Source organism: Streptomyces sp. NBC_00683, from assembly GCF_036226745.1.
Classification (GTDB): Bacteria; Actinomycetota; Actinomycetes; order Streptomycetales; family Streptomycetaceae; genus Streptomyces.
Genome location: NZ_CP109013.1, coordinates 7,536,728 through 7,557,673, shown reverse-complemented (window position 1 = coordinate 7,557,673; position 20,946 = coordinate 7,536,728). Strand labels below are relative to the sequence as shown.

General features: G+C 71.3%; 22 protein-coding genes. 10 read left to right on the top strand and 12 right to left on the bottom strand.

Translation table 11 applies throughout. The features are described 5' to 3' along the window. Nucleotides 1-9: 9 nt before the first annotated feature. Complete coding sequence (locus tag OG257_RS32920) at nucleotides 10-456, top strand: Lrp/AsnC family transcriptional regulator (RefSeq protein WP_329213353.1); 447 nt, start codon at nucleotides 10-12, stop codon at nucleotides 454-456. Here the strand turns inward: OG257_RS32920 and OG257_RS32915 are convergent. From OG257_RS32915 to OG257_RS32905, 3 genes are all read right to left on the bottom strand, one after another. Further along, on the bottom strand, nucleotides 446-3,520 hold the full coding sequence (locus tag OG257_RS32915; RefSeq protein WP_329213351.1) for an SMC family ATPase: 3,075 nt from the start codon (nucleotides 3,518-3,520) through the stop codon (nucleotides 446-448). The two genes, OG257_RS32920 and OG257_RS32915, sit on opposite strands and share 11 nt — an antisense overlap. Beyond that, on the bottom strand, nucleotides 3,517-4,683 hold the full coding sequence (locus OG257_RS32910) for an exonuclease SbcCD subunit D (RefSeq protein ID WP_329213349.1): 1,167 nt from the start codon (nucleotides 4,681-4,683) through the stop codon (nucleotides 3,517-3,519). Before OG257_RS32910 ends, OG257_RS32915 begins: the two co-directional genes overlap by 4 nt. Before the next feature lie 133 nt (nucleotides 4,684-4,816). Beyond that, nucleotides 4,817-5,452, bottom strand: a complete 636-nt coding sequence (locus OG257_RS32905; RefSeq protein ID WP_329213347.1) for a YigZ family protein — start codon at nucleotides 5,450-5,452, stop codon at nucleotides 4,817-4,819. An 84-nt stretch (nucleotides 5,453-5,536) separates the two neighbouring features. Here OG257_RS32905 and OG257_RS32900 point away from each other — a divergent pair, with 84 nt between their 5' ends. Then, entirely contained in the window at nucleotides 5,537-5,953 is a 417-nt protein-coding gene (locus OG257_RS32900; RefSeq protein ID WP_329213345.1) for a CoA-binding protein, read from the top strand. Nucleotides 5,954-5,988: 35 nt separating this feature from the next. Beyond that, entirely contained in the window at nucleotides 5,989-6,795 is an 807-nt protein-coding gene (locus OG257_RS32895) for an aminoglycoside N(3)-acetyltransferase (protein ID WP_329213343.1), read from the top strand. 93 nt (nucleotides 6,796-6,888) lie between these two features. On the opposite strand, the gene OG257_RS32890 is transcribed toward OG257_RS32895, so the two are convergent. Both OG257_RS32890 and OG257_RS32885 read right to left on the bottom strand, forming a co-directional pair. Then, the gene (locus OG257_RS32890; protein WP_329213341.1) at nucleotides 6,889-7,443 is read right to left on the bottom strand and encodes a YbaK/EbsC family protein; all 555 of its coding nucleotides are present in this window, start codon (nucleotides 7,441-7,443) and stop codon (nucleotides 6,889-6,891) included. A gap of 31 nt (nucleotides 7,444-7,474) precedes the next feature. Further along, nucleotides 7,475-8,059 (bottom strand): helix-turn-helix domain-containing protein, encoded by a 585-nt coding sequence (locus OG257_RS32885; RefSeq protein WP_329213339.1) that lies wholly within the window; start codon nucleotides 8,057-8,059, stop codon nucleotides 7,475-7,477. Between the two features lie 93 nt (nucleotides 8,060-8,152). Between OG257_RS32885 and OG257_RS32880 the strand changes: the two genes are divergently transcribed. Further along, nucleotides 8,153-9,019 carry an EamA family transporter gene (locus OG257_RS32880; RefSeq protein WP_329213337.1) on the top strand — a complete coding sequence of 289 codons (867 nt, stop codon included), beginning with the start codon at nucleotides 8,153-8,155 and terminating at the stop codon, nucleotides 9,017-9,019. Nucleotides 9,020-9,023: 4 nt separating this feature from the next. Here the strand turns inward: OG257_RS32880 and OG257_RS32875 are convergent, their stop codons facing one another. Beyond that, nucleotides 9,024-9,770: an acyltransferase gene (locus OG257_RS32875; protein ID WP_329213335.1), complete on the bottom strand. Its 747-nt coding sequence runs from the start codon at nucleotides 9,768-9,770 to the stop codon at nucleotides 9,024-9,026. A gap of 152 nt (nucleotides 9,771-9,922) precedes the next feature. On the opposite strand from OG257_RS32875, the gene OG257_RS32870 reads away from it, so the two are divergent. Continuing rightward, complete coding sequence (locus tag OG257_RS32870) at nucleotides 9,923-10,453, top strand: gamma carbonic anhydrase family protein (RefSeq protein WP_329213333.1); 531 nt, start codon at nucleotides 9,923-9,925, stop codon at nucleotides 10,451-10,453. A gap of 60 nt (nucleotides 10,454-10,513) precedes the next feature. Here the strand turns inward: OG257_RS32870 and OG257_RS32865 are convergent, their stop codons facing one another. Next, entirely contained in the window at nucleotides 10,514-11,179 is a 666-nt protein-coding gene (locus tag OG257_RS32865) for a DedA family protein (RefSeq protein ID WP_329213332.1), read from the bottom strand. Nucleotides 11,180-11,314: 135 nt separating this feature from the next. Next, complete coding sequence (locus OG257_RS32860; protein ID WP_329215470.1) at nucleotides 11,315-11,752, bottom strand: DUF4442 domain-containing protein; 438 nt, start codon at nucleotides 11,750-11,752, stop codon at nucleotides 11,315-11,317. Nucleotides 11,753-11,861: 109 nt separating this feature from the next. On the opposite strand from OG257_RS32860, the gene OG257_RS32855 reads away from it, so the two are divergent. Both OG257_RS32855 and OG257_RS32850 read left to right on the top strand, forming a co-directional pair. After that, entirely contained in the window at nucleotides 11,862-12,902 is a 1,041-nt protein-coding gene (locus OG257_RS32855; RefSeq protein ID WP_329213330.1) for a hypothetical protein, read from the top strand. A 66-nt stretch (nucleotides 12,903-12,968) separates the two neighbouring features. Then, complete coding sequence (locus OG257_RS32850) at nucleotides 12,969-14,297, top strand: MFS transporter (RefSeq protein WP_329213328.1); 1,329 nt, start codon at nucleotides 12,969-12,971, stop codon at nucleotides 14,295-14,297. On the opposite strand, the gene OG257_RS32845 is transcribed toward OG257_RS32850, so the two are convergent. The 4 genes from OG257_RS32845 to OG257_RS32830 all read right to left on the bottom strand — a co-directional run bounded on the left by OG257_RS32845 (nucleotide 14,259) and on the right by OG257_RS32830 (nucleotide 17,428). Beyond that, nucleotides 14,259-15,104, bottom strand: a complete 846-nt coding sequence (locus OG257_RS32845) for a spermidine synthase (protein ID WP_329213326.1) — start codon at nucleotides 15,102-15,104, stop codon at nucleotides 14,259-14,261. The genes OG257_RS32850 and OG257_RS32845 overlap by 39 nt on opposite strands. Nucleotides 15,105-15,206: 102 nt before the next feature. Further along, nucleotides 15,207-16,376 (bottom strand): elongation factor Tu, encoded by a 1,170-nt coding sequence (tuf, locus tag OG257_RS32840; RefSeq protein WP_329213324.1) that lies wholly within the window; start codon nucleotides 16,374-16,376, stop codon nucleotides 15,207-15,209. Nucleotides 16,377-16,469: 93 nt separating this feature from the next. Continuing rightward, nucleotides 16,470-16,613, bottom strand: a complete 144-nt coding sequence (locus OG257_RS32835; protein ID WP_329213322.1) for a hypothetical protein — start codon at nucleotides 16,611-16,613, stop codon at nucleotides 16,470-16,472. 98 nt (nucleotides 16,614-16,711) lie between these two features. Continuing rightward, entirely contained in the window at nucleotides 16,712-17,428 is a 717-nt protein-coding gene (locus OG257_RS32830; RefSeq protein WP_329213321.1) for a DNA alkylation repair protein, read from the bottom strand. A gap of 49 nt (nucleotides 17,429-17,477) precedes the next feature. Between OG257_RS32830 and OG257_RS32825 the strand changes: the two genes are divergently transcribed. The 3 genes from OG257_RS32825 to OG257_RS32815 all read left to right on the top strand — a co-directional run bounded on the left by OG257_RS32825 (nucleotide 17,478) and on the right by OG257_RS32815 (nucleotide 20,144). Beyond that, a complete protein-coding gene (locus tag OG257_RS32825) occupies nucleotides 17,478-18,188 on the top strand; it encodes a TVP38/TMEM64 family protein (protein WP_329213319.1) in 711 nt (236 codons plus the stop codon). A gap of 195 nt (nucleotides 18,189-18,383) precedes the next feature. Continuing rightward, a complete protein-coding gene (locus OG257_RS32820) occupies nucleotides 18,384-19,256 on the top strand; it encodes an undecaprenyl-diphosphate phosphatase (RefSeq protein WP_329213317.1) in 873 nt (290 codons plus the stop codon). A gap of 387 nt (nucleotides 19,257-19,643) precedes the next feature. Next, the gene (locus OG257_RS32815) at nucleotides 19,644-20,144 is read left to right on the top strand and encodes a hypothetical protein (protein ID WP_329213315.1); all 501 of its coding nucleotides are present in this window, start codon (nucleotides 19,644-19,646) and stop codon (nucleotides 20,142-20,144) included. The last annotated feature ends 802 nt before the right edge of the window (nucleotides 20,145-20,946 follow it).

The window sequence follows — 20,946 nt, the reverse complement described above, 5'->3', positions numbered from 1 at the left end:
CTGTGGACCATGACCGACTATTCCCCGGACGCCACGGACTGGCGCATCCTCGAGGTCCTGCAACGCGACGGACGCGCGACCTTCGCCGAGCTGGCCCGCGCCGTGGCCATGTCCCCGAGCGCCGTCACCGAACGGGTGCGCCGCCTCGAGGAGGTGGGGGTGATCAGCGGTTACACCGCGGTGGTGGACCCCGAGCGGCTCGGGATGCCGATTCTGGCCCTGGTACGGCTGCGCTATCCGAACGGCAACTACAAGCCGTTCCACGATCTGACGGATACGACGCCGGAGATCGTGGAGGCACATCATGTGACCGGGGACGACTGCTTCGTACTGAAGGTGACCGCCCGTTCGATGCGCCACCTCGAAGAGGTCACGGGGAGGATCGGCACCCTCGGCTCCGTGACCACCAGCATCGTGTACTCCTCGCCGCTCCCCCGCCGGGCGATCAGCCGCTGAGCATGCCCGCGGCGCGATGCCGCACCGCCGACCCGTGCCGCTCCTTCACCACTTCCAGCTGCGCCGGGATGCGGCGCCGCAGGTCGGCGACATGGCTGACGATGCCGACACTGCGGTCGCGTTCGCGCAGCGAGTCCAGGACGTCGAGCACTTCGTCCAGGGTCTGCTCGTCCAGGCTGCCGAAACCCTCGTCGATGAAGAGCGTGTCCAGCCGTACGCCGCCCGCCTCGTCCGTCACGACGTCGGCGAGGCCGAGCGCGAGGGCCAGCGAGGCGAAGAACGTCTCGCCGCCGGACAGGGTCGCCGTGTCGCGCTCCCGGCCCGTCCAGGAGTCCACGACGTGCAGCCCGAGCCCTGCTCTGCGCCCACCGCTCCGCGCGTCGGAGTGCACCAGGGTGTAGCGGCCCGAGGACATGCGCTGGAGGCGGGCTGTCGCGGCTGCGGCGACCTGTTCCAGCCGGGCGGCGAGCACATACGCCTCGAGCCTCATCTTTCGCTCGTTGTCGGCCGAGGTGCCCGCGGTCAGCCCGGCGAGGCGTGCCACCCGTTCGTGCTCCTGCCGGAGCGGCCCCATCCTGCGCACCTCGTCCGCGGTCTGCCGGGAGAGCCGGCCGAGCTCCGTGCAGCGCTCCTGGGCGGCGGCGAGCGCGGCCGCGCTGTCGCGCAGCAGCCGTCCCGAAGCGTCGTACGCCGACTGCGCGGCATCCGGCGTTGCGGGTGGCTGCGCTGCGGCTGCCCGGGCGTCCTCCTCGGCGAGCCGGTCGGCGACGGCTGCGGCCTCCGCCTGCCAGGCGTCGATCCGGTGCTGGAGTTCCCGCTGGGCGGTGGCGTCGACGAGCGCCGAAGCGGCGGCCTGCGGGGTGTCGAATCCGGCCCGGAAGGCGGCATCGGCGAGCGTGCCATCGGCCTCCTTGCGGCGCTGCGCGGCGCTCTGTTCGGCCCGCAGCGAATCGGCGGCGTCGGCGAGCAGCGAGACCCTGCGCTCCAGCAGGTCCGCGTGCGCGGCGACGGATCCCGACGCCCCCCGTGCCGTCACCAGTTCGGCCTCCAACGCGGCCTGTTCGCGCTCGAGTGCTTCCCGCTGCGAGGTACGGGCGGCTGCGCGCCGTTCGGCCTGCTGCCGGGCGTCGAGCCGTCCGAGGTGCTCCCGCTCGGCGGCGGCGAGTGCCTCCCGGGCGCCGTGCATCCCCGCCGCCAGCCGGTGCGCTTCCGTGTGCTCCCGGGTCAGCACGGTGACGACCGCCTCGAGTTCCGCGACGGAGGCCGTACCCCGGCCGGCAGCCCGCACCGTCCCCTGGCCCTCCGGCTCCTCCGGGTCCCCGGACAGGTCCCCCGAGGCCTCCGCCCGCGCAGCGGCGAGCCGTTCGCGCAGGACGCCGAGCTCGCGCTCCGCCTCCGCGCGGGACTGCTCCGCACGCCGGTGGGCGGCGAGTGACGCTTCCTCCGTCGCGCGGTCCACATGCCCGTCTCCCGGCCGGGCCGGCTCCGGGTGATCGGCCGAGCCGCACACGGTGCAGGCCACACCGTCGGCAAGCCCCTCGGCCAGCTCTGCCGCGATGTCGCGCAACCGCCGCTCCCGCAGCCCCAGCCAGGTCTCGTGAGCAGCGAGTGCGTGTTCGCGGGCCGCCGTCAGACTGTCCTCGGCGGCCCCTTCCCGAACGACGAGTGCGTCGCGCCGCCGCGCCGCGTCCAGCCTCCGGCGCGCAGGGTCCAGCCGCCCGGCCAGTTGCTCGGCCCGGGTCGCGGCCTCCTGCGCGCCCTCGATGCGCTCCCGCAGTTCCCGGTGGATACCGTCCCAGCCGGCCAGCCAGTCCGCCGCCTCCTGGATCAGTTCGTCGTCGGCACGGGACTGCCGTTCGATCCCCGCCCGTTCGGCGTCGATCTGCCTGCTGCGCCGTTCGGCGCGGCGCGCCGCCTCGAGTGCGCCGAGGTCCGACCGGAGGGTGCGCTCAGCGCCGGCGAGCTGTTCGACGCCCGCGTCGGCCAGCTCCGGGGGCAGCTCCGCGCGAGAACGTTCACGGGCCGCGCTCGCCGCCGTGTGGGCGCGTTCGGCCTCCTCGCGCAGCTCGAGCGCCGGAGCGACGAGGTCCGCCTTGCGTGCGCGCGTGAGCTGTTCGTGGCAGCGGTCGCGCTCGAGGCGGCGCTCCTCGAGTCCGGCAGCGCGGCGGCGCGTCTCCGCGTACCGCTGCTGCAGCCGGGCGAGCTCGCGCTCGGCGTCCAGGGCGTGGCGCGCGGCGTTGTTCCGGGCCTCCGCCGCCGACAGGGCGCACCGGGCGACGTCGAGCCGTTCGCCCGCGCCGCCGCGCGCGACGGCCGCCCATTGCAGTACGCCCTCGGCCAGTCCGGGTTCACCGGGCCGGTCCTCGGGCAGGGGCGATTCCCGGGCGGCCGGGCCGGCGGCCTGCGCGATGCGCTGGGCGAGGGCCAGGATGTGTTCGTCGCCGGTTCGGACCTGCGCTTCCGCCCGACGGCGCAGCTCGGCCAGGTGGTCCTCCACCGCGGCGAACCGACGGGTGTCGAAGAGCCTGCCCAGGAGTTTGCCGCGTGCCTCGGCGTCGGCCCGCAGGAAGCGCGCGAAGTCTCCCTGGGGCAGCAGGACCACCTGGCAGAACTGGTCCCTGCTCATCCCGATGAGCCGGCCGATCTCCTCGCCGATCTCCTGGTGCGAGCGACTGAGCGCCTGCCAGCCCTTCTCCGCGCCGTACTCGCGCAGCAGGCTCTGTGCCTTTTCTGTCGTGAAGCCGCCGCCCCGCTTCCTGGGGCGGGGCTGGGCAGGCCGACGGGTGACCTCCAGGCGGCGCCCTCCGACGGTCAGCTCCAGCCGGACCTCGGTCGGCAGGTCGACCGGGGCGTGGTCGCTCCGCAGGGAGGTGCCGGGGCTCTGCCGGGCGCCGGGCACGGCTCCGTACAGCCCGAAGCAGACGGCGTCGAGGACGGAGGTCTTACCCGCGCCGGTCGGACCGTGCAGCAGGAAGAGCCCGGCCGAGGAGAGTGCGTCGAAGTCGACTTCCTGGGTGGCGCCGAAGGGGCCGAAGGCGGTGAGGGTGAGCCGGTGCAGTCTCAACGGGACACCTCGTGCACGCTGTCGCTCACCCGTACGTCGTCGAATGCGGCGCGCAGCACCGTGCGCTCCTGCTCGCTGGGTCCGCTGCCGCCGCGCACGTGGGCCACGAAGTCCTCCGCGATCTGCTGGTCGTCCCGGCCCCGGAGACGCTGGGCGTACGAGGCGAGGGGGTCCTCGGGGGCACGCTCGGGTTCGAACACGAGGCTGAGGGTGTGCGGGTAACGGGCCAGGAGGCGGGCCATCGGCTCGTCGGGCCGTACCGGGTCGGTGAGGGTGGCTTCGACCCAGGACTCCTCGTGCCGTTCCAGGCCGGCGTCGTCGAGGAGGGTGTCGAGCCGCCCCCGGAGCCGTGCGAGCGGACGCGGGGAAGGGCAGTCGATGCGTTCGGCGGAGAGCTCCCCGCCTGCGCCGAGGTCGATCAGCCACATCGTCTTGCGGTGGGTGGCCTCGGAGAAGGAGTACGCGAGCGGCGAGCCCGAGTAGCGGACGCGTTCGGTGACGGTCTGGCAGCCGTGCAGGTGTCCGAGGGCGGTGTAATCGGCACCGTCGAAGACTCCGGCGGGGACGGCGGCGACACCGCCGACCGTGATGTCGCGTTCGCTGTCGCTGGGTTCGCCGCCCGCCACGAACGCGTGGGCGAGGACCACGGAGCGGGTGGTGGCGGGCCGGTCGGCGAGGTCGGCACGGACCCGGTCCATGGCGGCGGTCAGGACCGCTTCGTGTCCGGCCTTCGTGGCACCCAGGGTGTCCTTGACGAGCGCGGGTTCCAGATAGGGCAGTCCGTAGAAGGCCACGTCCCCGTGCGCGTCGTGCAGCACGACGGGGGTCGCGCAGTCCGCAGGATCGGTGCGCAGATGGATACCGGCCCGTGCGATCAGGCCGGCGCCGACGCCGAGCCTGTGGGCCGAGTCGTGGTTGCCGGAGATCATGACGGTCGGCACTCCGGCGGCCGCGAGCCGGTGCAGAGCGTCGTCGAACAGCCTGACGGCCGCGAGCGGCGGTACGGCCCGGTCGTAGACATCGCCGGCCACGAGGACCGCGTCCACCTCGTGTTCGCGTACGGTCCGCACAAGGTGGTCGAGGTAGTCGGCCTGGGCGTCGAGCATGGGGACGCGGTGGAACGACCGCCCCAGATGCCAGTCCGAGGTGTGCAGAATCCTCACGGCATCACTCCGACGGCTCCGACCTGCATCTTCCGCTTCCTCCGCCCCGGAGCCGCACCGGCCCCGCACCCCCGCCCGCCGCGGATTTCCGCAGCCGGCCCGACCACGCTAATGCCGCGGGGCCTCTGATCCCTCATCCGGCCCGTACATCCCCGTAGGCCTCGCCACCCAGTTCGAGCGTCGCCGAGCCTGCCGTCGCGTCGGCGAGCCAGACCCTGAAGTCCTCGACGTCGGCGTCCGGGATCCCGATCTCGATCGTCACCGCCTCCGCGTAGCGCACGTCGTGCACGGAGCGGCCGGTGGCGCGCAGATCGTTCTCGAGCTTGCCGGCCCGCTGGTGGTCGACGGTGACCGTGGCCAGCCGGAACCGCTGCCGGGTGATCGTGCCCAGGGTGTCGAGCGCTTCCCCGACCGCGCCCCCGTACGCCCGGATCAGCCCTCCGGCGCCGAGCTTGACGCCGCCGTAGTAGCGGGTGACGACGGCGACGGCGTACCGCACCTCCCGGCGCATCAGCATCTGGAGCATGGGGACGCCCGCGGTGCCGCCCGGCTCCCCGTCGTCGCTCGCCTTCTGTACGGAGGCGTCGGCTCCGATCACGTAGGCGAAGCAGTTGTGGCTGGCGGTGGGGTGCTCCTTGCGGATGCGTGCGACGAATTCCTGCGCCTCCTGCTCGGTGGCTGCGGGGGCGAGCGCGCAGAGGAAGCGCGATCGGTTGACCTCGGTCTCGTGCACACCCGCGCGAGCGACTGTCCGGTACTGCTCCTGCATCCGGCCACCCTATGCGCCGTCCGGCGGCCGCCTCTCCCCCGGCTGTACGGGAATGGTCCGGGGGGAACGTCCGTTGTCCCCGGCATGTACGCAGACGATGAGACGGTCCGCAGGATTCTTCAGGACTCGGGCGACACCTGGGCGGTGGTCGGCCTGTCCAACAACCGCTCGCGGGCCGCCTACGGGGTGGCCGAGGTCCTTCAGCGCTTCGGCAAGCGTGTAGTCCCGGTGCACCCCAAGGCGGAAACGGTCCACGGCGAGCAGGGGTACACCGCGCTGGCGGACATTCCGTTCCCGGTCGATGTCGTGGACGTCTTCGTCAACAGCGATCTGGCGGGCACGGTCGCCGACGAGGCGGTCGCAGCCGGCGCGAAGGCGGTCTGGTTCCAGCTCGGCGTCGTCGACGAGGCGGCGTACGGGCGCACGCGGGCGGCCGGTCTCGACATGGTGATGGACCGCTGCCCAGCCATCGAAATTCCGACACTCGCCCGCCGTTCCTGACAGGACGGTGTCGCACCCGTCCCACGACGGGGACAATGTCTGCCGTGACAGAGCAGCTGATCAGCAACGACCGGGCGGTGGCCCAGCTGTCCCGGCTCGGGGTGGAGCGGGGCGGTGTCCTGCTGGTCCACACCTCCATGCGTGCGGTGGGGGGTGACGCCGTCGACATGGTCGACGCCCTTCGGCAGGCGCTCGGACCGGAGGGGACGCTGGTCGTCCCCTCGTTCACCACGGAGAACTCCGACACCTCGCCCCCGTACCTGGACCGGGTACGAGGGCTGAGCGACGCGGCGCGCGCAGCCGTCCACGCGTCGATGCCGCCGTTCGACCTGGCCGCCTCGCCCGCGATCGGCATGGGCACGCTGGCCGAGACGGTCCGTCTGGCACCGGGCGCCGAGCGCAGCGCCCACCCCCAGACGTCGTTCGCCGCGATCGGCCCGGCGGCCGGCGGACTGCTCGCCCGGCACCGTCCCACCTGCCATCTGGGCGAGGACTCCCCCCTCGCCCGTCTGTACGAATCCGACGCCCGGATTCTGCTCCTGGGCACGGGCTTCGATACGTGCACGGCCTTTCATCTGGCCGAGTACCGGCTCCCCGACCCGCCGCGCCGCCTCTACCGCTGTGTGGTGGCGCCCGGGGGCAGGCGCCAGTGGTGGGAGTACGAGGATGTCGCGCTGGACGACAGCGACTTCGCGGCGCTGGGGCGCGACTTCGAACGGGCGGACACCGACGGGGCCGTACGGAGGGGGCGCGTGGGCTCGGCGCAGAGTCGGCTGATCCGGCTGACCTCGGCGGTGGACTTCGCCGTCGGCTGGTTCAAGGACAACCGCACCCGGACCTGAAACGGGCGGGTCCGCGCCCTCCCACTGCGGGCCGGGCCGGTCCGCGCCGTCCCGCTCCGGGCTTGGCCGGTCCGCGCCCTCCCGCTGCGGGCTTCAGATCCCCAGGCCCTCGACCAGCACCGCACCCGGCAGTGCCGCCAGCGCCTTGCCCGGGACGATCAGCTTGCCGCGGCGCCGGCCGCTGCCGATCAGCACCCACTCCTCGTCGACCACTGCGGGGTCGAGCAGCAGCGGCCAGGTGGCGGGCAGGCCGATCGGGGTGATCCCGCCGTACTCCATGCCGGACTCCCCGACCGCCACATCCATCGGTGCGAAGGACGCCTTGCGTGCGCCGAGGTGCTTGCGCACCGCACCGTTCACATCGACGCGCGTGCGCGAGAGGACCAGACATGCGGCCAGGGTGACCTCGCCGCCCCGCTTGCCGGCGACGACGACGCAGTTGGCCGACCGGTCGAGCAGCTCGGGGCCGTGGTGCTCGACGAAGACGGCGGTGTCGGCGATCGCCGGATCCGTGTCGACGTGGACGATCCGGTCGGCGGGGATGTCGCCCCAGCCCTTGGCCACCGCCTCGGCGACGGGCGGGGGGAGCAGGCCGAGACGGTCGGCGGCGGGAGAAGCATCCTCGAAGTTACCCAGTGGTGCGCGCATGGGTGGCACGCTAACAGCCCTCCGGCCGAGGTCAGTTGCCGTCCCGGCGTACCGGCGGGATGGAGACCGCCATGGTCAGGTCGACCGGCTCGGTGCCGTCGTTGCGGTAGCTGTGCGGCACGTGCGCCTCGAAGGTCGCGGAGGTGCCGGCGGGCACGGAGTGCTCCGCACCGTCGACGATCAGGGTCAGTTCGCCCGCGCTGACGTGGAGGAGTTCCACCGTGCCCTCGGGGTGCGGGTCGGAGGCACTTCCCTCGCCGGGCATCAGGTGCCAGGACCAGAGCTCGATGGGCCCTCGTGCTTCCGTGCCGACCAGCAGCGTGGTCGAGCTGCCCGCCTCCGTGGACCACATGCGCACGGCCTGGCTTTCGGGCACCAGGCGCACCTGGGACCCCTGCTCGTAGTCGAGAAGGGTCGTGATGCTCACACCGAGTGCGTCGGCGAGTTTGACGGTGGTGCCGACGCTCGGGTTCGTACGCGCCTGCTCGATCTGGATGATCATGCCGCGGCTGACCCCGGCACGGGCAGCCAGAGCGTCGAGGGTGAAGCCGCGCTCGCTCCGCCAGCGCTTGAGGTTGCGTGCGAGCGACTGGGTGAGCTGATCGAGGTCAGACACGTTCCGTCCAATATTTTGGATGACAGGGTCGAAAATACTGCACTACGGTGTGGTGTACCCACCCGATCACCGCACTGTACTGCGAGGCACGCGATGACAGCACTGTTCGCCCTGGCCACGAGCCTCCTGTGGGGGCTGGCCGACTTCGGTGGCGGGCTGCTGACCCGGCGGACGCCCGCACTCACCGTGGTCGTGGTCTCGCAGTGCATCGCCGCTGTGGTGCTCGGCGTCGTCGTGACGGCGACGGGCGCGTGGAGCGAGCTGGACGGACGGCTCTGGTTCGCGGTCGCGGCCGGCGCCGTCGGACCCGTGGCGATGCTGAGCTTCTACAAGGCTCTGGCCCTCGGCCCGATGGGGGTGGTCTCCCCGCTCGGCGCGCTGGGTGTCGCCGTTCCGGTCGGGGTCGGCCTGGTCGTCGGCCAACAGCCGGGACTGCTGCAGTTCGCCGGTGTCGCCGTGGCCGTCGTCGGCGTGGTCCTGGCAGGCGGCCCGCAGCTGCGCGGGGCCCCGGTGCAGCGCCAGGCCGTTGTGCTCACCCTGCTGGCGGCCTTCGGTTTCGGAGCGGTGATGGCCCTGATCGCCGAGGCGTCCACCACGGTCACCGGACTGTTCCTGGCGCTCTTCGTCCAGCGCGTCACCAACATCACTGTCGGCGGCACGGCCCTGTACGTATCGGTGCGCCGCGGGGGCCGTGCCCTGCCCGAGGAGGGCGGCCGGGCCGTCGTCCTCGCCGCGCTGCCCGCGCTGGCGTTCGTCGGCCTCGCCGATGTCGCGGCGAACGGCACCTACTCGATCGCGGCCCAGCACGGCCCGGTCACCGTGGCCGCGGTCCTGGCCTCGCTGTATCCGGTGGTGACGGCGCTGGGCGCACGCGTCGTGCTGGGTGAACGGCTGCGCGCGGTCCAGGCCGCGGGTGCGGGCCTCGCCCTGCTCGGCACCGTCCTGCTGGCCACGGGATAGGCACTCAGCCGCGGGAAGTGTCCTCGAGATGCGCCACCGCCAGCAGCTGTTCGGACGTGACGCCTTCCGGGATCGGCACCGGTGCGGGCGTGCGCAGCGGCGGCTGCCAGCCGTTCTCGGGGTCCCAGCTCCGTACCACCCGGGCGGGCGCTCCCGCCACGACCGCGTGGTCGGGGACCTCTCCCCGTACGACGGCTCCGGCGGCGACCACCACGTTGCGCCCGAGCCTGGCCCCCGGAAGGATCACCGCTCCGGTGCCGATCCAGCAGCCGGGACCGATCGCGACGGGTTCCATGCGGGGCCACTGCTTCCCGACGGGCTCGTGGGGGTCGTCGTAGCTGTGGTTGGTGGAGGTGATGTAGACGTACGGACCGCAGTACGTGTTCGAGCCGATCGTCACCGTCGTGTCGGCGATGACATGGCTGCCGCGACCGAGCACCACACCGTCGCCGAGGGTCAGGATCGGATCGGACCCCAGGTCCAGATCGGGCATCATCCCGGCCGTGAGCGTCACCTGCTCGCCGATGATGCAGTGGTCTCCGAGCTCGATCCACGGCTCACCGAACACGGTGCCCTGCGGAAAGGCGAGCCGGGTCCCGGCGCCGATGCGGCCGAACCGCAGCCGCCCCGGGTGCTGCGCGGTGACCGCGCCGGACTCCTGCACCCAGGCCCAGCCCCGGTGGACGGCGCGGGAAAGGACGCGGCGCCGCCAGAGGGCCACGGACGAGAACGTGTTTCTGTTCTTCGGCACCCGCTCACGTTAGTCGGCCGGAACGGGACCGGCCCTCGCGCCAGGCTGTGATGTTCACCCCACCCCGGCCCGGCGGGACGAAGAGGACGTCGCTTACGGTTTCACCGGTGGGAGGACGTGTCCTCACCGCACCCGCAACCGAGGAGCACACGATGACAGAACAGGCGTTGGTCACCGGCATCGGCGGCAAGGAGCCGGACATCGACCCGGACGCCTTCGTGGCACCGACCTCCGTCGTCATCGGCGAGGTCTCGTTGGCCCCGGGCTCCAGCGTCTGGTACCAGGCCGTGCTGCGCGCCGACTGCGGCCCGATCTCCCTCGGCCCCGACAGCAACATCCAGGACAACTGCAGCGTCCACACCGATCCCGGCTTCCCGCTCACGGTCGGCGCCCGGGTCTCCGTCGGCCACAACGCGGTCCTGCACGGCTGTGTCATCGAGGACGACGTCCTCATCGGCATGGGCGCCACGGTGCTCAACGGGGCGCACATCGGCGCCGGCTCGCTGATCGCCGCGCAGGCCCTCGTACCGCAGGGGATGCAGGTGCCGCCGGGTTCGCTCGTCGCCGGTGTGCCCGCCAAGGTCAAGCGGGAACTGACCGCCGAGGAGCTCGCGAACATCCGCTTCAACGCCGTCGGCTACGTGGAACTGGCGAAGGCGCACCGTAAGGCCCACCAGGCCTGATGCCGGCAGCCGGGCGCGCGGCCGACTCCCCGGAGGGGGTCCCGGCCGCGGGCACCGGGGTCAGTCGACGGCAGGTACCGCGTCCGGCTCGGCTGCCGCGGGGGAGCTGTCCGCCGACTGCTGCGAGGCCTTCTTCGCCCGGTTCTTCAGCACCAGCATCGAGGTCAGGCCGATCAGTACGGCAACCACCAGGCCGAGCCACGAGAAGCGCTTGAGCCACGCCTCGGCGACGACACCCACCGAGTAGATGACGGCCGTGGTGCCACCGGCCCAGACGATGCCGCCGAACACGTTGGCGATCAGGAATTTCCAGTACGGCATGCGCAGAACGCCGGCGAGCGGTCCCGCGAAGATCCGCAGCAGTGCGACGAAGCGGCCGAAGAAGACCGCCCACACGCCCCACTTCTCGAACGACCGCTCCGCCAGTGCGATCTGGGGCTCACCGAAGTGCTTGGGGAACCTGCCGCCGAGCCATGCGAGCAGAGGGCGGCCTCCCCTTCGGCCGATGGCATAGCCGATCGAGTCACCGATGATCGCTCCGGCGGACGCGCAGGCGCCGAGCACCACGGGGTCGATGTCGCCGTGCTGGGAGGCGAGGAGCGCCGAACTGACGAGGATGATCTCGCCCGGCAGCGGAATACCCAGGCTCTCGAGCCCGATGACGACCCCCACCAGGAGGTAAATGCTGACCGCGGGTACGGTCTCGAGCCACTCCTGGACGTGCAACGCCGGTCCCTCCTGAGAAATCCTGCCGCTGTGCACTCCGCCGGCGCACGGCGGGCAGCCTACCTGGCCCGGACAGCGCGAAGGGCCGCCGCTCCCCTGGCGGGTGTGCGGCGGCCCGGTGCGGATGGGTGCGGGTCAGCGGTTCGGACGCAGGGTCCAGACCACGGTCATCTCGCCCGTCACGGCGCCGTCGGCTCGACGTATCTCAACGGTGATGGGGAATTCCGGCCGCTTGCCCTCGTCGAGTTCGGCGATGACGTCCGCCACCGGGCGCCCGAGCGTCGCGGTCGCCGTGACGGCTCCCATGGCCACCTTCTTGAAGGACATCTCCGAGGTGACGGGGAGCGGCACGGCCCGTGCCATCTGGTCGCCGAAAGCGGCCACGACGATCGCGCCGCTCGCGGACTCGGCCAGGGTGAACATCGCTCCGGCGTGCGGTCCGCCGAGGTGGTTGTGGTACTCGGCCTGGTCCGGCAGCGAGAGGACAGCCCGCTCCGGGCTCGTTTCGAGGTACTGCAGGTTGAGGGTCCTGACCATCGGAACGGTCGCGGACAGCATCTCGCCGACTGTCATCTCTTCAGTGCTCATGAACGGGATGTTACTCGCGAGTATACGGCTTTGACCATCTCCTCACAGGGGCGGCCGTAGCAGTGGGCGCCGCACCCCTCTATGGTTACTGGCCATGTGGCCAGGACAGCAGCCGCCCGGGGGCGAGCAAAACCCGCAGGACCAGAATCAGAACCCGTACCAGCAGCCGGGGTACCAGCAGCCGAATCCCTATCAGCAGCCGGGATACCAGCAGCAGGGTTATCCGCAGCAGGGCCAGCCCGGGCAGCAGCCGGGCTACCCGCAGCCGAACCCGTACCAGCAGCCGACGATGCCGCAGTACGCGGTGCCGGGGCCGCCCGGAGGTCCGCAGGACGACAAGAAGAAGACGACGATCGTCGCGATCGTCGCCGCCACCGCGGTCGTCGTGGCGGCTGTCGTCACCGGCGTCGTCGTCATGGGCAAGGACGACGACAAGGGCAAGACCGTTGCCGACGACAAGAAGTCGTCGCCGACCGCCAAGCCCTCCGACACCGCCTCCTCCCCCACGGCCAACCCGCGGGGCGGCGAGGACGCCGCGCCGACGATCCCCGGCTGGAAGGTCGTCACGAACCCCAAGTGGGGCACGCAGTTCGACGTGCCCGGCGACTGGGAGGTCTCGGGCGCCGGTGTGTTCTCCGGCTTCGAGGACGTCAAGAAGCCCGAGGGCCCGCCCGCCGTCGGCTTCTCCGCGCCGGCCTACTACAAGAGCAAGTGGTGCATCGACGACGCCGACAAGGACGGCACCAAGGAGGACACCGGTCTGGCCGGCGTCGGCACCAAGGGCGGCCAGGGCGCCAAGAGCACCGACGAGGCCGCCACGAACGAGGCCGCCAACTGGGTGTGGGCCGCCTATGCCCAGGAGGACCCGAAGGAGAAGGTCAAGATCGGCAAGCCCAAGCCGTACACGACCAAGTCCGGCCTCTCCGGCAGCGTGGTGACCGCCACCGCGACAGGGCTGGCCAACAAGGACAAGTGCGACACCGACGGCAAGTCGATCGCGTTCACCTTCAAGAACGCCAAGGCCGAGTACTCGTCCTGGATCCTCTACGCCAACGCGGGCGTGGACGATGAACTCCCGGACGCCACCATCCAGAAGATCCTCAGCACCGTCCGGCTCGCGGAGAGCACGTCCTGACCCTCCGCGCCCTCGGAACGGCCGGCCCATTTGGCAGCGAGGGGCCGCGGCGGGGATAGTCCCCTGGTGACTTCCGCCGCCGCATCTCCGCCCCCCTCGCTCCGCTCCCTGCGGACCGGCCGCAACTTCGGTCTGCTGACAGCCGCCGCGATCATCACGAGCCTGGGTACCCACGGCGCGCTGATCGCGGCGGCGTTCGCGGTTCTGGAGTCCGGCGGCGACGGCGGCGACGTGGGCCTGGTCGCCGCCGCGCGTACCGCGCCGCTGGTGCTCTTCCTGCTGATCGGCGGCGCGATCGCCGACCGGCTCCCGCGCCACCGGGTGATGGTCGCGGCGAACGCGCTCAACTGCGTCTCCCAGGCGTTGTTCGCCTGGCTGGTCCTGACCGGCGAGGCCCAGCTGTGGCACATGATGCTCCTGACCGCGCTGTGCGGTACCGGGCAGGCGTTCTTCAGTCCCGCCGCCGAAGGCATGCTGATGTCCAGCGTCAGCGGCGAACAGGCGAGCCGCGCCTTCGCCCTCTTCCGGATGTCCATGCACGGTGCGGCCATCGGCGGCGCGGCGCTCGGCGGCGCCATGATCGCCGCCATGGATCCCGGCTGGGTGCTGGCGGCCGACGCGGCGGCGTTCGCGGTCGCAGGTGCGCTGCGGGCCTTCCTCGACGTGAGCCACATTCCGAAGCGCGCTCCGGGCAGCGGGCTGCTCGCCGATCTGCGCGACGGCTGGCGGGAGGTCGCGAGCCGCCCCTGGCTCTGGGCCATCGTGCTGCAGTTCTCCGTGGTCGTGGCCGTGGTCGGCGCCGCCGAGGCGGTGTACGGACCCCTGGTGGCCCGGGACGAGCTCGGTGGGGCGCGCCCATGGGGGTTCGCGCTCGCCGCGTTCGGTGTCGGCACGCTGGGCGGGGCGCTGCTGATGATGCGCTGGAAGCCCAGACGGCTGCTGCTCGCCGGGACGCTCTGTGTGTTCCCGCTGGCGCTCCCCTCGGCAGGCCTCGCCGTGCCGCTGCCGGTGGCCGGTCTCTGCGGGGTGATGTTCGTGACCGGGGTCGCCATCGAGGTGTTCGGCGTCTCCTGGATGACGGCGCTCCATCAGGAGATCCCGGAGGAGAAGCTGTCCCGGGTCTCGGCGTACGACTGGTTCGGCTCTGTCGCGATGGTGCCGGTGGCCACGGCGGCGGCCGGTCCGGTGGAGACGCTGGTGGGCCGCAGCGCGGCCCTGTGGGGCTGCGCCGCGCTGATCGTGGTGGTGACGGCGGGGGTGCTGCTCGTCCCGGACGTACGGAACCTGACCCGGCGCGGCACGGTGAAGGCTGCAGGCAGCGCGACGCACGTGCCGCCCGCGCAGGAGCGCCGGGTGTCAGCCGATGCTGAAGGCTCCGTCGGGGGGCTCGGGTGAGGCGACCGCGTCGGCGTCCCGTACGGGCTCGGCGCCGCCTGCGAGCCGGGTGAGCGCCGTCCCGTACGCGACCCGGGCGGGGAACGCGTCCGCGGCGCACAGCCTCGTCAGCGGTGCGATGGAGAGAGGGCTCCGCGAGGCGACGAGCACGACGTTGCCGAAGCGCCGGCCGCGCAGTACGGCCGGCTCCGCGATCAGCGCGAGCTCGTCGAAGACCTCGGCGAAGTTGGCGAGCTGCGGGCGCAGGAAGCCGAAGGGCGCGCTGTCCGCCAGGTTGGCCGCGTAGATCCCTCCCGACCGCAGGACCCGCCCGGCAGCCCGTGCGTACTCGACGGACGTGAGGTGCGCCGGTACCCGTGCGCCGCCGAAGACGTCGGCGATCAGCAGGTCCGCGGAATTCTCCGGTGCCTGTTCCAGCCAGCCCCGGGCGTCGGTGCCGTGCACGGTGATCCCGGCCGCTTCGGGCAGCGGCAGATGCTCACGGACCAGCTCGATCAGTCCCCGGTCGGCCTCGGCCACGTCCTGCCGGGAGCCGGGGCGGGTCGCCGCGACGTAGCGGGGCAGCGTGAGCGCGCCGCCGCCGAGGTGCACGGTGTCCAGCGGCGCGCCGGGCTCGCCCGCGAGGTCCACGACATGGGCGAGCCGCTGCACGTACTCGAATTCGAGGTACTGCGGATCGTCGAGGTCGACGTACGACTGCGGGGCGCCGTCGACCGTGAGCAGCCACGCCCGGTCCCGGTCCACATCGGGCAGCAGCCGGGCGGTGCCGAAGTCGGCGGCGCGGATGACGGGTATCGGCTCGTTCACGCCTCCATTGTTCCCTGATTCCCGGGCGTGCCGGACCTTCCCAGGGGTGCCGGACATGCGGAACCCGCCCCCCGTGGAATGCGGGAGGCGGGTTCCCCGGCCTCAGAGCAGGCCGGTGACCGTACCGGCGCCGACGGTCCTGCCGCCCTCGCGGATCGCGAAGCCGAGACCGGACTCCAGCGGGATGTCACGGCCGAGCTCGATGGTCATGGTGACCGTGTCGCCGGGCCGTGCCACGGCCGTTTCGCCGAGGTCGACGTCGCCGACCACGTCCGCCGTACGGATGTAGAACTGCGGCCGGTAGCCGGTGGTGACCGCGGTGGTGCGGCCTCCTTCCCGGGCCGACAGGACGTACACCTGCGCGGTGAAGCGCCGGCTCGGACTGACGCTCCCGGGGGCCGCGACCACATGGCCGCGCCGGACGCGGTCGCGCTCCACTCCGCGCAGCAGCAACGCGACGTTGTCTCCGGCCTCCGCGGACTCCATCGGCTTGCCGAAGGTCTCCAGGCCGGTCACGACCGTCTCGATGTCCGCACCGAGCACCGACACCCGGTCCCCCACGCGCACCGTGCCGCGCTCCACGGCGCCGGTGACGACGGTGCCGCGGCCCGTGATGGTGAGCACGTTCTCCACGGACAGCAGGAACGGCGCGTCGATGTAGCGCACCGGCATCGGCACGTACGTGTCGATCGCGTCGAGCAGCCCCTCGATGGACGCCGTCCACCGCGGGTCCCCCTCCAGGGCCTTGAGGCCCGACACCCGCACGACGGGCACCGTGTCGCCGCCGTAGCCGTGCGCGGAGAGCAGCTCACGGACCTCCAGCTCGACCAGGTCGGTCAGCTCGGGGTCACCCGCGTCGGCCTTGTTGAGGGCGACGACGATGTGGTCGACGCCGACCTGACGGGCCAGCAGGACGTGCTCCGCGGTCTGCGGCATGATCCCGTCGAGCGCGGAGACGACGAGGATCGCCCCGTCGAGCTGCGCCGCTCCGGTGACCATGTTCTTGATGTAGTCGGCGTGGCCGGGCATGTCGACGTGCGCGTAGTGCCGGGTGTCGGTCTCGTACTCGACGTGCGAGATGTTGATGGTGATGCCGCGCTGCGCCTCCTCGGGCGCCCGGTCGATCCGGTCGAACGGCACGAAGGTGCCGGTCCCGCGGTCGCTCAGCACCTTGGTGATGGCGGCGGTCAGGGTGGTCTTGCCGTGGTCGACGTGGCCCATGGTGCCGATGTTCAGGTGCGGCTTGGTGCGCACGTATGCCGTCTTGGGCATGGCTCATTCCTTGGAATTCGAAGCTGAGAAAAGAAGACCCCAGGGCCCCGCCGACCCTCCCCTTACGGGGTCCGCCGGACTGTCGGGGGAGGGTCAGCTTCGGGCGCCGCCGATGGGCGCTGCTGCAGCGAGGAACGCTGCTTCGACTGCTGCTGCGGTTGCGACCGCGGTGTCCACGGCAGCCTTCGGCGTGTCCGCGACTGCGGACTGCGCTGCGAGGAAGGCGTACCGGAACATGCCCCTGATCATGGCGGAGCGGTGCGGCGGCGTCGAATGGTTTTCGGGCGGACACCGGACGGGCCTGCCGCACGCGGGAGTTCAGCCGGCGGTGGTCCTCACATGTTCTTGAGCGCCTCGCGGACGGACAGCGGTGACAGCCTGTCGCGGGCCCCCTCGACGAAGTCGCGCACGGCATCCGGGTCGGTCTTCGCGTACTCGCGCAGGCACCAGCCGATCGCCTTGCGGATGAAGAAGTCCGGGTGGTCGGCCCGCACCAGGCAGTAGCCGAACAGCCGCCCCGTGTCGGTCAGGTCCTTGTACCGCAGTTGGTGCAGCAGGGCGGTGCGGGCGATCCAGATGTCGTCGTCCTCGATCCACCGGTCCATCGCCTTGGCGAGCACCGGATCGGCGGTCACGAGCGGACCGGCGACATGGGCGGCGAGCAGGTCGACGGTGTCCCACCAGGCCCTGGTGGACACGAGATGGCGCAGGACCGGGAGGAACCCGGAGGAGCAGCGCGCCACATGACGGCGCAGGTGGTCGACGGCGAAGTACTGGTACTCGCGCTCCGGCAACTCCCAGCAGCGCAGGGCGATCGCCGTGCAGTCCGCCTCGTCCGGCCGCCCCGTACCAGCCAGCACGGTCCGTGAGAGCGCCCGCCGCCGCGGGGTGGCGATGCCGAGGAACGGGGCGATGTTCTTCATGTACGCGGCTGCCGACACCGCTCGTTCCGGGTCGGCGGCCCGGGGGTAGGCAGCCGTGAGCCGCTCGAGCACGGTGTCGGCGAGCTCGCTGTCCGGCACGGTGGGCGCGGCGTGCGCTGCGGGCCTCATGGGCTGCACATTACGGCGATCACACGTCCGTTTCGGTTAGTCTCCCCAAATGTTCGACCCCGTCCCCGCCGCCCGGCCCGCCGGCGGTCTCGCAGTGCGTTGTACGAGGGTGCTGCTCTCACCCTGGTCCCGGTTCTCCCTGCTCGTGGCGGTGCTGCTGGCTGCCGCCACCTCGATGCTGCTCTTCGAACCACAGCGGCTGCTCGCCTCCGGCTGGCCACCCCAGCTGACCGGTTCGGCCGCGGCCATGCTGTTCGGCGTCGCGTACGGCGTGTGCACCGTGGCGTTCGTGCCGCGTCCTCTTCTCAACCTCGCCGCCGGTGCGCTCTTCGGTGCGCAGACCGGCCTGGCGGCGGCTCTGGCGGGTACCGTGCTCGGCGCGGGTGTCTCCTTCATGCTCGGTCGGGTACTGGGGCAGGACGCCCTCCGGACGCTCCTGCGCGGACGGTGGATGAAGGCCGCGGACGGACTGCTGAGCCGGCACGGCTTCCGCTCCATGCTGGCGCTGCGGCTCTTCCCCGGAGTGCCGTTCGCCGCCGCCAACTACTGTGCGGCGACCTCCCGGATGGGGTACCCGCCGTTCCTGCTGGCCACCGGGCTCGGTTCGATCCCCAATACCGCGGCGTACGTCATCGCGGGCAGCGAGGCCGCCTCGCCGACCTCACCCGCCTTCCTGGCGGCTATGGGGTTCATCGTGCTGTCGGGGGCGGGTGCGGCCCTGCTCGCCTGGCGCAAGCGTCACCGGCTGGGCGGTTCCTGAACGGTGTCCGGGCGCAGTGGCGGGGGCAGCCGGGAGTCCGTTCACGTACAGGCGATACGCTGCGCGCGACCGAAAGACGATCTCCGGGGCGCAACACCATGCCCTCTTTTTCCCTTTTGACCGCTTCCGCACGCTGTCGACGGCCTGAGTCTCCGTCGGACGTTGCATGATCACCTCCGGGATGGCCAAAGCCCCATGAGCTGGTTCGAATCATTCGTCCTGGGCCTCGTTCAGGGACTGACCGAGTTCCTGCCGATCTCCTCCAGCGCACACCTGCGGCTGACCGCCGCGTTCGCCGGCTGGCACGACCCGGGTGCGGCGTTCACCGCCATCACGCAGATCGGTACCGAGGCTGCGGTCCTCATCTACTTCCGCAAGGACATCGCCCGGATCGTCTCGGCCTGGTTCCGGTCACTGACCAACTCCTCGATGCGCGGCGACCACGACGCCCAGATGGGCTGGCTGGTGATCATCGGTTCGATTCCCATCGGCGTGCTCGGCGTGACCTTCAAGGACCAGATCGAGGGTCCCTTCCGTGACCTCCGCCTGATCGCGACGACGCTGATCGTCATGGGCATCGTCCTCGGCATCGCGGACCGCCTCGCGGCCCGTGACGAGACCGGCGGCAAGCACCGGGCGATCAAGGAACGCAAGTCGCTGAAGGAACTGGGCGTCAGGGACGGCCTGATCTTCGGCTTCTGCCAGGCGATGGCCCTGATCCCGGGCGTCTCCCGCTCGGGCGCCACGATCAGCGGTGGGCTGCTCATGGGCTACACCCGTGAGGCGGCGGCCCGCTACTCCTTCCTTCTCGCCATTCCTGCGGTGCTGGCCTCGGGCGCGTTCGAGCTGAAGGACGCGGGCGAGGGGCACGTCTCCTGGGGGCCGACGATCTTCGCGACGATCATCGCGTTCGCGGTCGGCTATGCGGTCATCGCATGGTTCATGAAGTTCATCACGACCAAGAGCTTCATGCCGTTCGTCATCTACCGCGTGCTGCTGGGCATCCTTCTGTTCATCCTGATCGGCGCGGGTGTCCTGAGTCCTCACGCCGGTGAGTCCGCGGGCTGAGAGGGGTCCTGAAAGTCGGATTCCTCTAGCTTCTATCCAGAGATATTTGGAGATACTGAGAGAGCTTTCGAAGCTCCTGGAGGAAGTCATCTCCCACTTCTCTCTCACTTGATCTTCGTCGTCGCTACTGTCGACCCCGGACATGAGAGAACCGGGGCAAGGCCACCACCTGGAGGGGTGGAGTGCGGCCTTACCCCGGCCAGCCTGCCCAAGGAGTGGCACGTCCGCGCAGCACGCACGGGCCACCCGTTCGAGCGGGTTTGAGTACGCCCGCTCGGTAAGTAGGGCCTCCCGCCCGCCGCATGCACCCCACTTGGTCGCCCTGGTCCGAGCCGGCGCCCGCTTTGAACGTGGCCAACTCGTGGAGCGACCGGAAAGGCTCGCCGCGTGACCGACCAGCCCTTCGACGAGGAGCCCCCCGAGCACCTCCGCTACCGCAGCTACCTGCAGGATCTGGAAGATGTCTCGGAGGCGGACGAGGCCACCCTGGTGGCCACCGTCCTGCACGATCCGCACGTATCGATGGCGGAGGCCGCAGTCAACCGCCACCTTGAGCGTCGGGTCGCCCACCTGCTGACCGACCCGGCGTTCACCGCTTGGGCCCACACCTTCGCGACCGTAATCGGGGACCGCCCCTTCCTCGCCCGTCGGCTGCGCGAGTGGACCCTGCTCAGAGCAGTCGCGCTGGATGAGCCATGGACCGCAGAGGAGCTCACCACCGCATCCGACTGGTTCCAACGCACGGCCACGGTCGTACTCGTCGTCACCTCACATGAGGCCCTCAGCCTGCTCGCCGAACGGGGACGAACCCGCCGCGTTCGGAACGCAGCGAGCCGCCGACTGCAAGATTTGGATCAACGCCAATCCGACACGATCCACAAGTCTTGACGATTCCTCCTGCCCCAGCTTCTCTCAGACTTCGGGGACCTGCGGCTGCTGCTGACCGGCCGACAGGGCGCGCCCGTCCGCAAGCGCCTCCTCATCGCCGCGGCGCAGATGTCCGGCCTGATGGCGCTGACCCTGCTCAAGCTGGGCGACTCCCGCGCCCTCGCCTGGTGGCGGACCGGCCGAACCGCAGCTGCGGCGGCTGAGGACAGGGCGACGCTGGCGTGGATGTACGCGCAGGAGGCGTACCAGCTGTACTACAGCTCAGACATAGAGGGTGCTGTCGAACTTGCCTGCCGGGCCCAGGTGCTGGCCGGCGGGCTGCCGTGCGTTGGCCCGGCGCTCGCGGCCCCGCTTGAGGCCCGCGCGCTTTCGCGGCTCGGGCGAGGCCGGAAGTCGCGGTCGCCCTGGGCGCCGCCGAGGTCGCCCTGCAGCGGCTGCCCGTCGAGGAGCAAGTCGGGTCGGCCTTCGGGTACTCCGAGTCCCAGCTGCGCTTCCATGCCGGGAACCCATGGACGCACTTGGGCGAGACGGGCCGTGCGCGTGAGGAGCGGGCGCTCGAGCTGTACCCGGAGTCAGACCACATGGACCGGGCGCTGGTCCATCTCGATCAGGCGATGTGCCTGGCTGCTGAGGGCGATGCAGCCGGCGCAGCCCAGCCGGCGACGAACACACTGGTCGGCTTGGCCCCGTCCCGCCGATTCGCTTTGATCGTCTACCGCGCAAATGATGTTGCAGCTAGGGTTCCCGAGGCACGAGCCATGTCGGAGGTGCGGGTGTTGCGCGAGATCCTGGCGCTACCCCT